Raw genomic sequence first — 11646 nt, 5'->3', positions numbered from 1 at the left:
GAGCCGCCTATCTTAGCGCGTCCTTCTCGACACAGGGAAATTATTTTCAACCTTTTCCCTGCCTCGCCCCGCCCCGACCGAACCGCTCCGAAGAGCTGTCCCTGCATCGCTGCGAGGAGGCGAATTCTACGGACTTTCTGACAAAAAACAACAGGGAGATGAAAAATAACTTGAGAATCGTCGAGATGCTCCCGTGAACATTCGGAACAAGTCAATCAAACCCTCATGCCACGGGCATGATAGCCCGGGCAGCGAAGACGCAAGCCCGATCCCAATGTACTCTACCCGGCCTCCCCGTCGGCCAGACTTAACTCTCCGACTGCCTGACGGCAGGCTCCGTGCGCGGGTGCTCAAAGCAAGGAGTCTGCCAGCTCGCCTGACCTCCTGAAACACCGATTGACGTTGATTCGAATCATCAGACGCAACAGGACCGATTCGCCCTCGCCAACCGACACCCCCGCACGCCCCGCACCAACCCGACGGATACAAGCGAAAGACAAGAACCAAGGCCTCGATTCAAGCCTCCCGAAATCAACTCATCGAAGGTTCTCAGTGCGCATGAAGCACTGGCGTCTGCCCGATCTGGCTCATTCTCTCAACAAGCTTGAAGTCCTGATACTCGTCAAGCTGCCGTCTGGAGTCTTCCAGCCCGCGACAGGAATTGTCGCCGGATGAATGCCAACCTCGCATATCACCCTGTCAGGCGATCACGCAGACTGTCATCCAGGCAGGAGCCCGCGAGCTTCAGGCGAGCAAGCCACTTCCATACTTGCAATACTATCGACTAATGATCACGCCAACATCGATCAGCATACTGCACCTTTCATCAAACGCCCGATCCTTCAAACCCACCCCCTCACGTCGAAACCAATCCGTCCAGAGCACCGTTCCATCACAATCACCGTCTTTCAATAATGCTTTCAACCCGGATGTTTCCGCCCAGCCCCGTTAACGGACGCTCGTTTACAGACTATCCAGAAAATCGATGATGCGCTGTCGGTTGCGGTCCGAACGATCCAGTGGCGAAGCGATGCCGGAGATGGAACCGACGTGCCCGGTATCTTGTAGCCAACGAACATCCACCCGAACATCTGCCGCCTGCAAAGCTGCCGCATAGCGTCGCGTGTGAAACGGCAGAACCCGTTCGTCATCGACACCATGTATCAGTAAAGCCGGCGGATGCTCCGAAGTCGTGAGGGCAACTGGGATGACCTCATTGGCATCCGACACGCCGCTGAAAACAGGCTCCACTTCAGGGTCATCGAGGGGCAGATCATAGGGCCCCGCGATGGCAACAAGAGCGTCAAGCGTGATGCGGCTGTCCTTCAGCCACCGCGGGTCCGCTGACAGCAAGGCTGCAGTATGCGCCCCGGATGAATGCCCCATCAGAACTATCTCATCGAGCGCTTCACCCCTTCGTTGCTCGACAGGCGCTCTGGCGGCCTGGATGGCGCTGACGATATCATTGACGAATTCCGGGTAAACCACCGAAGGATACAGTCGATAGTCCGGAATGATGACGGTATGCCCGGCGTCTGCCAATGCCTGCCCCACGAACTCGTAATCCTCTCTGCTGCCGTCCCTCCAGGCACCGCCATAAACGAACACAATGGTCCTGGTCTGGTCGGCCGGCGTTACCGGAAAATAGATATCCAGCTTCTGTCGTTCACCATCGCCATGGACAACCCCGCTCTGCAGCGTGTATCCCGAAGACGGCACCAATGCATTGAGTATGGATACGGGACTGAAAACAGAGCAGCCTGCCGAGACGGACACGCCCAGCAACACCAGGCAAAGGAGCCATATCCTGCAAGACCCGGAAGACAGCGATGGCAGGCGCGTTCTCATCTGCATGATTGTCGATTTTGGAGCATCCATGCCGTTCAGTGTATCGGAAGCACCTGTCCCGTATTGCACACCCGCCAAACCTGCACGACATGCGCCAGGCAGTAACGGCCTGATCCCGGACACATATCGGGTGATTGTCGACAGCGCCTGGCCAACGCATTGCATATCACCCGGCAGCAAGTCCTTACAGCCTGACGATTGCCACGACAAGAGGTTCCTGTGTACTGTAGCTCTGGCAACAGGTGTAGCGTCATGCCGCAACTGCACGTCAAGCCGCAGGCTACCCCAGGAGGTTCTTTCATTCACCTCCCTTTTTTCAGACCAGACGACCTACGCACAAAGAGCTGCATGTACTACGGCGAAAAACTGAACAGTATCAGTCATCTGGTAGGAGCCGTTCTGGCTCTGATAGGTTTCGGTGCGCTACTGACCATCAGCATTCAATCACATGACCCCTTTCTGATCATCAGCTTCATCGTTTTCGGTTTGACGCTGATTCTGCTGTACAGCATGTCGACGATGTATCACAGCTTCAGCTCGGACAGACTGAAAAGGCTGTTTCAGAAACTGGATCACGTTGCGATATACCTGCTGATTGCTGGCACCTACACGCCCTTTCTCCTGGTTTCATTGCGAGAAGACCACGGGCTTGCTCCTCTTCTCATTATCTGGCTTCTCGCAGCCATCGGCCTGGTGTTGGATATTCTGATCAAGAAGCGTATCGAATGGCTGCAGTTATCCATCTATCTCGCAATGGGCTGGTTCTGCGTGTTCTTCTATTCAAGCCTGGAAGCGAACGTTCCTGCCCCTGGCATGCGCTGGCTGATAATCGGTGGCATTTCGTACATGGGAGGTGTCGTCTTCTATGTTCTTGATGAATACAACAAGTTGCAACATGCACACGGTATCTGGCATCTGTTTGTTCTGCTCGGCTCCTTCAGCCATTTCATTTCGATTGCCGGATATGTTCGGTAAACAGCACCGACGGCTCGATCAGCAATCACTGCAGTCAAACCTGTCAACGAGAATATCGTTGCAACGCCGAGCACCATGGCTGCGGTATCACAGCTCATCGAGATGCACTACCATTTCAATTGATGATTCATCCGGAGGCGAGCCGAGTGGCGACGCGAAGTGCTGAGCGAAGCAAGGCTGCGATACTCGATGCAGCAACCGAAGAGTTCCTGCTGCATGGCTATGCAGGTGCCAGTGTCAACAAGATTGCTGACCGAGCTTCATTGAACAAGCGAATGCTGTATCACTACTTCGAGAGCAAGGAGGGGCTCTGGCTCGCCGTGCTCGAAGCAGCCTACGCACGGCTGCGTGCCGGCGAGCAACAACTCGATCTGGCAGGTCTGTCGGCTGAAGATGCGATGCAGGAGTTGGTTCGATTCAATTTCCGTCACCTGGTGGAGCACCCTGACTTTGTTCTGCTCGTGAACATCGAGAACATGCACAAGGCAGAACACCTGAAGAAATCAACGCGGATCCAGCAGATGCACTCACCGCTGATACACCTACTCGAAGGCGTGCTGGCCAGAGGACATTCCGAGGGTGTCTTCACCCGGAAGATCGATGCAGCTCAGCTCTACATCATGATCAGCTCCCTGTGCTTTTTTCACCTGTCAAACCGTCACACCCTGACAGTTATCTTCGAGCAGGATGTGTCTTCCAAACGCGCAATCGACGCGCGTTGTGATGAAACCGTAGCAGCAATCACAGCCTATCTACGCACGTGAAACCGTTCAGCCTTTCCAAACACCTGCTTGACAGCATCCGAAAAGCACGCCTAAGATAACCCACTGGTTACTTAGCGGCTGAGGAACATGGTATGTCGATCAATGCAGGCCATGGTCCGTTTGCCGACGAGCAGGCTCTCGAAGATGCTCTTTCGACTCCCGACGATGCACTTGTAGCCGATCTGACGCGTGTTCCTGGCGACATCATCGTGCTGGGTGCAGCAGGCAAGATGGGCCCCAGCCTGTGTCGGCTTGCACGCCGAAGCGGAGGCGATCGCCGCATCATTGCCGTTGCCCGTTTTTCCGATCAGTCGATCAAAGCGCAGTTGGAGCGCGACGGCATCTCCACTATCACTGCAGATCTGCTTGACCGGGAGGCTGTAGCTGCCTTGCCTGATGCGCCAAATGTGATCTTCATGGCAGGACGCAAGTTCGGCTCATCGGGTGCCGAACATCTGACATGGGCAATGAATTCTCTCTGCCCCGCGCTGGTAGCCGAGCGGTATCGGCATTCTCGGATCGTCGCTTTTTCCACCGGTTGCGTCTACCCCTTCTGGCCAGTGGACGCACAGCAAGGACCGACCGAAGATGTCCCGCCAACGCCCCCACCCGGAGACTATGCCTGGTCCTGTGTCGCACGGGAACGCATGTTCGAGCATATGAGTGTCGTCCACAATACTGCAGGTCGGCTCTTCAGACTCAATTATGCCATCGACATGCGCTACGGCGTGCTGCATGACATCGCCATGAAAGTCTTCCACGAAGAACCAGTGGACGTCTCGATGGGACATGTCACGGTGTTCTGGCAGCGAGATGCAAACGCCTGGGCGTTAAGGGCGCTGGTGCACGCCACTTCACCAACGACCCCTATGAATGTCACTGGTGCGTCGGTCATTGCGGTCCGAGACCTTGCCAGAGCATTTGCTGATCGCTTCGGCAAACCGGTAACCATCACTGGAAAGGAGGCAAAGACCGCCTGGCTCAATGATGCAGGCATGGCACACAGGCTCTTCGGAACCCCTTCCATTACCCTTGACGACATGATCGACTGGACCGCAGACTGGATCGGCAACGGTCGCAAGTCTCTTTCGAAGCCAACGCACTTCGAAGCCCGTGACGGGAAGTATTGAGGGGATGACATTGGACACCAGAATCGACTCGATCCGCGAACACCTCGCCGAAGGTCTGGCAATTCCCGCACACCCTCTTGCTCTTGATGTCGGGCGGCAACTGGACGAGCGGCGCCAGCGTGCCTTGACTCGCTACTACGTGGAAGCAGGTAGTGGCGGACTCGCCGTCGGGGTCCACACCACCCAGTTCGCCATACGTGAAGCTGGCTTGTATGAGCGTGTTCTGGAACTGGCCGCGACGACAGCTGAAGAATACGGTGATCGACCACTGGCCATGATTGCCGGTGTCGCCGGTAAAACGGCGCAGGCAATCGCTGAAGCGCACACAGCTGCCTCACTTGGCTACCAGGCAGCTCTGGTAAGTCCAGCACCATTTCGTGATGCATCGGAAGCAGAATTGCTTGCACACGCAGCGCAAATCGGCGAAGTGTTACCTGTCGTCGGATTCTATCTGCAACCTGCCGTCGGCGGACGCGTGCTGTCCGTCGACTTCTGGCGCAAGCTGGCCTCGATACCATCGGTTGTGGCGATCAAGATTGCCCCCTTCCATCGGCATCGCACGGTTGATGTCGTACGTGGCGTCGTCGAAGCGAGAGCCGAGAAACGCGTCACTTTATACACCGGCAATGACGACCACATCGTGGCTGATCTACTACTGCCATTCGTATTTCAACGCGACGGTGAGGATGTTTCCGTGCGAATCAAGGGCGGTCTGCTTGGCCAGTGGTCGGTATGGACGCAGGCTGCAGTCGACCTGCACAAACGCTGTCGTGAAGCTGCAAAAGCCGATGCGGTACCGCTTGAGCTGCTTGCCGTCGATGCGCAATTGACTGACATGAACAATGCCGTTTTCGATGTGCCTAACGATTTCCGAGGGGTCATTGCGGGTTGCCACGAGATCCTTCGACGACAGGGACTGCTCGATGGAATCTGGTGCCTGGACAAGCACGAGACTCTTTCGCCGGGGCAGGCGGAGGAAATCACTCGCGTTTCACGCGATTACCCCCATCTGACCGACGATGCTTTCGTGGCCGCCAATCTCGGTCGATGGCTCGACGGATGAAACTGACAGGAGAAAATCAGCAAGGATACTGCCCCCGCAGGGGTGTCCATGCTGCATTCCATGGAAGACTGTAAATCAAACAGTTCCACACAATGAGGAGAGCGATGCGATGAGACTCAAGACGATTGGCCGACTACTGATGGCAGCAGGACTTGCACAAGCTGTTACAGCGCCGGTGACGGCAGCCGAATGGATGCCGGAGAGACCCATTACCATTATTGTTCCGTGGTCGGCAGGTGGGTCGACTGACCAGGTCACGCGGGTTGTGGCCGGCGAACTCGAAGCGGCACTCGGCGGCACGGTCGTCGTACAGAATCAACCGGGAGCGTCCGGGTCCATCGGTTCGAAAAGCGCACTCGAGTCCGAACCAGACGGCTATACCTGGACTGCCGGGGCCGCGCAGGATCTGGGCACCTACAAGGTACTGGACATGCTCGATACCAGCATTGAAGACTGGAATCTGTATCTGACAGTTGCCAATGTCAGTGTTGTTGGCGTCAACGTCGACTCCCCATTCAAGACGATGGAAGATTTTCTCGACGCAATGAAGAACGATCCCAGTTCGGTGAAAGTCGCCACAGCCGGACTGAGCTCCGCAGGACATAACGCGATGGAAGCACTGAAGGAAGCCGCTGGTGGTGACTACAAGCACGTCACCTACGATGGTGGAAACCCGGCAGTCATTGCCACGGTATCCGGTGAGACAGTGGCTACCACACAAACTGCCGTTGAGCAGGCCGAAATGATCCGAGCTGGACGCATTCGACCTTTGGCGGTTCTGAACGATAAACCGCTTGAGCTGGCTGGCGTCGACACCATTCCGCCCATCTCCGACTTCATCGACGGCGTACCGACTGCACCCAACTATTTCGGCGTCTTTGTCCCTGGCTCGGCCCCTGAGGAAGTTGTTCAGGCCCTGGACCGTGTCTGGTCTGATTCCATTTCCACCAGCCAGGCACTGCAGGACTATGCTGCAGACAGAGGGGCTGTCTTTTCACCCTACTTTGGCGCCGATGCGCAGGAGCGGGTCAAGCCAGCAGTCAGCATGAATGCCTATTTGCTGTTTGATGGTGGCAAGGCCAAGATCGATCCTGCAACGCTCGGAATCGAGCGCCCCTGACCCAGGAGCTCATACACGGACCGGGCCTGCCAACCGGTCCGTTCGGGCCACCGTATCTGACCCAAGGCCGCTCAAATGACGACGTCTACAAACGATGACTCCGTAGATCCGGAGAACCCGCTCCCAGAGCAGAGCTCCCCTTCGGCTCGGGCAGATCGCATCACTGCGCTTCTGCTCGTGGTCCTGGGAATCGGGGTGGCAATCGAATCCTGGCGTATGCCGAGAATGTCCGAGTTCGGTGCAAACATCTGGTCAGCACCCGGGATCGTCCCTGGCATGGTGGGTCTGTTGATTGCCATCATGGGCGGTGTCCTGTTCTTTCGCTCTCGCAAGACACCCGGTTCTGCAGCGTCAGCCACAGCGAGAAACGGAGCTTGGCGTCGTGTACTTACCGTACTTGTATTATGTGTGATATTCGCAGGCATGCTTGTCGGGCGTATTCCATTCGCCATCGCCGCTTTCATCTTCATTTTCGTTTTCATCCTGTTGTTCGATCGCGAGGATCGCGCGATTGAAACAGGTAGCAAGACGCTTTCTCCTGCTCGAGTAGCATTGGCATTTGGCGTCGCTGCAGCAGCATCTGTCACAATAACCTGGGTATTCGAAGACATCTTTCTGGTACGCCTTCCATGAGCGGACTCGGCTACTTCCTTGATGCGTTGATCGGCTTCATGACCCAACCGGTCATGTTGTTCAGCGTCATATGGGCGACCTCTCTCGGCATTCTGGTCGGATCCTTGCCCGGGCTCACGGCCACTCTGGGTATTGCACTGCTTACCACGTTGACCTTCAAGATGGATGGCACACAAGCCATCCTCATTCTGATCTGCATGTACGTCGGTGCGATCTACGGAGGCTCGCGTTCGGCCATTCTTCTGAATATCCCCGGCACACCGGCCAATGCCGCCACCGCACTGGACGGATTTCCCCTTGCACGTTCGGGCCTGGCAGGCCGGGCGATGGGCGTGGCAACGGCCGGCTCCTTCGTCGGTGGGCTCATCGGTATGCTGGCGTTGGCATTGGTGGCTCCGGTACTAGGCGACTTTGCCCTGTCATTCGGCTCCTACGAGTTCTTCTGGCTGGCTCTCTTTGGCATACTCGTCTCGGGTCAACTGACGACAACCGGAGATTCGATCAAGGGCTGGATCGCTGGTTTTCTCGGCGTGCTTGTCGCCATGATCGGACAGGAAGGCATCTACTCCTACCAGCGATTTTCCTACGGCTCGTCTGACCTTGCCGGTGGCATTGGCCTGCTACCCGCTCTGGTTGGCGCGTTCGGATTTGCCGAACTGCTGACCGTGATGAAAGCACGCGGCTTTCAGAGCATCGTTGACGCCTCCGACCGAATACTGCCGCGATTCAAGGATCTTTGGCCTTACAAGCGAACGATCGCTCGTTCCGGTCTGATCGGAACCTTCATGGGCTTGTTGCCCGGGGTTGGAGAAGACATGGGATCCTGGATGTCCTATGCAGCGGCGCGACGCGCCAGTCGACAGAGAGAGCAGTTCGGCAAGGGCTCACTCGATGGACTATTGGCTGCAGAAACAGGCAATAACGCGGCGGTACCCGGTGCAATCATTCCGGTACTGACATTGGCAGTACCGGGTTCTGCACCTGCTGCAGTGCTGCTTGCCGCCATGTTCATCCACGGCATTCGGCCGGGGCCAATGATCATGATCGAGTCACCGGCCTTTGTATTCGAGGTCGTTGCCATGGTTGCAATGGCAATGATGGCCATGTTGGTGATCGGCCTCGCCGTCACACGCCCCCTGTTGCGAGTGCTGACGATTCCACGAGCGTTTCTGATGCCGATCATCTTTACCTTGTGCACCATTGGCTCTTATGCAATTGCAGGGCGTCTGTTCGACGTCTACGTGATGCTCGCTTTCGGTGTGTTCGGATTCGCCTTGAGGGAAATGAAATACCCACTCGCACCGCTGGTACTGGGTATCGTACTCGGTAACTTGCTGGACAAGAGCTTCAGGCGCGGCATGACGCTCTCGGAAGGCAATGCGCTGGATTTCGTGACTCGACCGATATCCGCGTTTCTGGCTCTTGCCTGCCTGTTGATGCTGCTCAATGCCTTTCCGCTTGTTCGTCACTCCGTCGGACGCGTGTTATCGAAGATGCGGCCCAACCGCAAGAGATCGCCGGAGGAGCCAAACTCGTGAAATTTGCATTGTGCAATGAGGTAATTCGAGAACTGTCACTGGCCGAGCAGGCGCGTTTCGCCTCGGCTCTTGATTACGATGGTCTTGAGATTGCGCCGTTTACACTCGATGAAAATGCCCCGCATGACATGAACGCGCAACAGATCAGGGACATCCGGCGAAAGATCGAAGCAGAAGGTCTTCAGGTATCAGGGCTGCATTGGTTGTTGGTCTGCCCCGCAGGACTATCCATCACGGACAGCGATGCCGATGTACGGCGTCGAACCCGTGAAGTCATTTCGGGGCTGATCAGACTGTGTGCCGAACTCGGCGGAGGTTATCTGATTCACGGCTCGCCTCAGCAACGGATCCTGATGAGCGACTCATCCGAAGCTGGACGCGCCTCTGCATTGGAGACACTGGCATTCGCTGCAGAAGAAGCCCGAAAAGCAGGTGTTGAATATCTTCTGGAACCTCTTTCCAGTGATCAGACGCAATTTGTAAACACCGTCGCAGAGGCCGCAGCAATTGCCGAGAATATTGCATCGCCCGCCTTCGCGACGATGCTCGACTGCTGCTCCGGAGCAAAGGCCGAAACACAAGCATTGGCTGATGTACTGAAAGAATATCTGGGAAAAGACCTCATACGCCATGTGCACGTCAATGACCCCAACCTGCGAGGTCCAGGCCAGGGCGAGCTGGATTTCCTGCCCATCATTGAAGCCCTGGTAGCTTGCAGATACGAGGGATGGGTCGGCGTCGAGCCGTTCGATTACGTACCCGACGGTCGTGCGGTCGCCGCACGGTCCATCGGTACCATGAAGGCGTTGCATGACAGCGCTCTACGGAGTCATGTCCAGTGAATGTTGTTCGAACCGAACCAGTCGGCAGTCACGCACCTGCTGTGCAGGTACTCCGTGTGGAATTTGCCGAGCGCCCCGTGACATTCAGGATGCCATTCCGGTTTGGAGCGGCAACATTGCGAGCTGCACCTCAGGTCTTTGTGCGAGTGACAATCCAGATCAATGGACGTCAGGAAGTCGGGTTTTCAGCTGAATTGCTCTCGCCCAAGTGGTTTGACAAGAATCCGGCTCTGAGCAATGAAGATAATTTCAGTCAATTGCGTTCCGCACTACGTATCGCAGCATCCTTGTACATCAACGCCGGCCTGAGCCCGAATGCATTCTCTCTGCATGCCATGTGCGCTGCAGCCTTGTATCGTAGCTGCGCCGAGGAAGGCAGCGGCGGACTGATAGCGTCCTATGGTGCCGCCTTGCTCGATCGGGCAATTCTGGATGCGATATGTCGTTCGGCAAATCTGTCGTTTTATGACGCCATGCGAAGTAATCTGCCTGGCATGGACACGTCAACAACTCCGGATCTTCACGGTACGGACCTCACCGGATTTCTGACCACGAGAACTGCTCCTTGCAGTCTTGCCGTGAGACACACCGTCGGCATGATCGATCCGATTCTTTCCACCGCTATCACCGAGCCTCTCGATGACGGTTTACCTCAGAGTCTCGACGCCATCATCGAGCGCTATGGCGTGCGTTTTTTCAAGATCAAGGTCGGCTCTGATATAGATGCCGCGATCAGCAGACTGCAAATCATCGCCAACCTGCTGGACACTCAAGCCGGCTATTATCGAGTAAGCCTTGATGGCAACGAACTGTTCTCGGATGCCGATGAAGTCGGGCGATTGTTCGATGCCATCGAGGCCGAACCCACTCTCCAACGCCTATGGCGTGCGACGCTGTATATCGAACAACCCATTGCACGTGATCGAGCCCTCGAGGAGCCGGTACACGCGATCGCCAGGCGAAAACCTCTGGCAGTTGACGAGTCGGATTCTCACATCGGGATCTTCCCTGTCGCCCGGGCACTCGGTTATACCGGCATGTCGTCAAAATCCTGCAAGGGCGTTTATCGATCGATTCTCAATGCCGCCCGCGTTGAGCACTGGAACTCACAGAGCGGCGCGAAACGATGCTTCATGACTGCCGAAGATCTATCGACGCAACCGGGAGTTTCTGTCCAACAGGATTCCGCATTGGCGGCTTTCATCGGCGTGGAACATGTCGAACGGAACGGTCATCATTTTGTAGACGGTTTCGGTTCGACGCCGATCACGGAACAACAGCGTTATCTGCAGGATTACCCTGGACTTTATGAAACCGCACAGGATGGAGCTGCCAGACTACGTATCGCTGGCGGCAATATCGACATCTGTGCACTCGATCAACCCGGGTTCGGCGTATTCACACCACCGGACTGGGAGAATCTCGATAGTTTCGACAGTTAGTGAGTCGGTATGGAGAACACACTTTACCGGAGATGTGAGAGCGCTTTTCCGGACATGTGACAGCGCTTTCTGTGCCTGACAGTGATTCCAAATCAGCGCACTTTGAAAGCATTTTCCAAAGCTGGAAAGCAAAAAGGCCGTCCCCTGGGGGACGGCCTTGATGGACGTGAATAAAACCCGGCGATGACCTACTTTATTCGGGCGGGGCCGCCCAGGCAGTCCCTGCCCTCACCCCTTCGGGGTCAGCGCCAACAACGCGCTGATGCAAAAACGCTCCTGCGTTTTTGAGCA

At 56.1% G+C, this 11646-nt stretch carries 11 protein-coding genes; 10 read left to right on the top strand and 1 reads right to left on the bottom strand.

All coding sequences use genetic code 11. The features are described from left to right. The coding region (locus ACUNV4_RS29955) for a hypothetical protein (RefSeq protein WP_430882354.1) at positions 1–197 on the top strand (197 nt) is incomplete at its 5' end. Between the two features lie 766 nt (positions 198–963). Here the strand turns inward: ACUNV4_RS29955 and ACUNV4_RS29950 are convergent. After that, on the bottom strand, positions 964–1854 hold the full coding sequence (locus tag ACUNV4_RS29950) for an alpha/beta hydrolase (RefSeq protein WP_430882353.1): 891 nt from the start codon (positions 1852–1854) through the stop codon (positions 964–966). Between the two features lie 342 nt (positions 1855–2196). On the opposite strand from ACUNV4_RS29950, the gene trhA reads away from it, so the two are divergent. The 9 genes from trhA to ACUNV4_RS29905 all read left to right on the top strand — a co-directional run bounded on the left by trhA (position 2197) and on the right by ACUNV4_RS29905 (position 11355). Beyond that, positions 2197–2823, top strand: a complete 627-nt coding sequence (gene trhA / locus ACUNV4_RS29945; RefSeq protein WP_430882352.1) for a PAQR family membrane homeostasis protein TrhA — start codon at positions 2197–2199, stop codon at positions 2821–2823. 146 nt (positions 2824–2969) lie between these two features. Beyond that, positions 2970–3587, top strand: a complete 618-nt coding sequence (locus ACUNV4_RS29940) for a TetR family transcriptional regulator (RefSeq protein WP_430882351.1) — start codon at positions 2970–2972, stop codon at positions 3585–3587. A 92-nt stretch (positions 3588–3679) separates the two neighbouring features. Then, positions 3680–4717, top strand: a complete 1038-nt coding sequence (locus tag ACUNV4_RS29935) for an NAD-dependent epimerase/dehydratase family protein (RefSeq protein ID WP_430882350.1) — start codon at positions 3680–3682, stop codon at positions 4715–4717. Between the two features lie 4 nt (positions 4718–4721). Further along, a complete protein-coding gene (locus ACUNV4_RS29930; protein WP_430882349.1) occupies positions 4722–5780 on the top strand; it encodes a dihydrodipicolinate synthase family protein in 1059 nt (352 codons plus the stop codon). A 109-nt stretch (positions 5781–5889) separates the two neighbouring features. Further along, the gene (locus ACUNV4_RS29925; protein ID WP_430882348.1) at positions 5890–6900 is read left to right on the top strand and encodes a Bug family tripartite tricarboxylate transporter substrate binding protein; all 1011 of its coding nucleotides are present in this window, start codon (positions 5890–5892) and stop codon (positions 6898–6900) included. 216 nt (positions 6901–7116) lie between these two features. Continuing rightward, positions 7117–7533: a tripartite tricarboxylate transporter TctB family protein gene (locus ACUNV4_RS29920; RefSeq protein WP_430882347.1), complete on the top strand. Its 417-nt coding sequence runs from the start codon at positions 7117–7119 to the stop codon at positions 7531–7533. After that, entirely contained in the window at positions 7530–9071 is a 1542-nt protein-coding gene (locus ACUNV4_RS29915; RefSeq protein ID WP_430882346.1) for a tripartite tricarboxylate transporter permease, read from the top strand. Before ACUNV4_RS29920 ends, ACUNV4_RS29915 begins: the two co-directional genes overlap by 4 nt. Beyond that, positions 9068–9913 carry a sugar phosphate isomerase/epimerase family protein gene (locus ACUNV4_RS29910; protein WP_430882345.1) on the top strand — a complete coding sequence of 282 codons (846 nt, stop codon included), beginning with the start codon at positions 9068–9070 and terminating at the stop codon, positions 9911–9913. Before ACUNV4_RS29915 ends, ACUNV4_RS29910 begins: the two co-directional genes overlap by 4 nt. A 116-nt stretch (positions 9914–10029) precedes the next feature. Continuing rightward, on the top strand, positions 10030–11355 hold the full coding sequence (locus tag ACUNV4_RS29905; RefSeq protein ID WP_430882344.1) for a hypothetical protein: 1326 nt from the start codon (positions 10030–10032) through the stop codon (positions 11353–11355). Positions 11356–11646: the final 291 nt, after the last annotated feature.

Source organism: Granulosicoccus sp. 3-233 (assembly GCF_052681095.1).
This window is presented reverse-complemented; position numbering and strand designations above follow the sequence as displayed.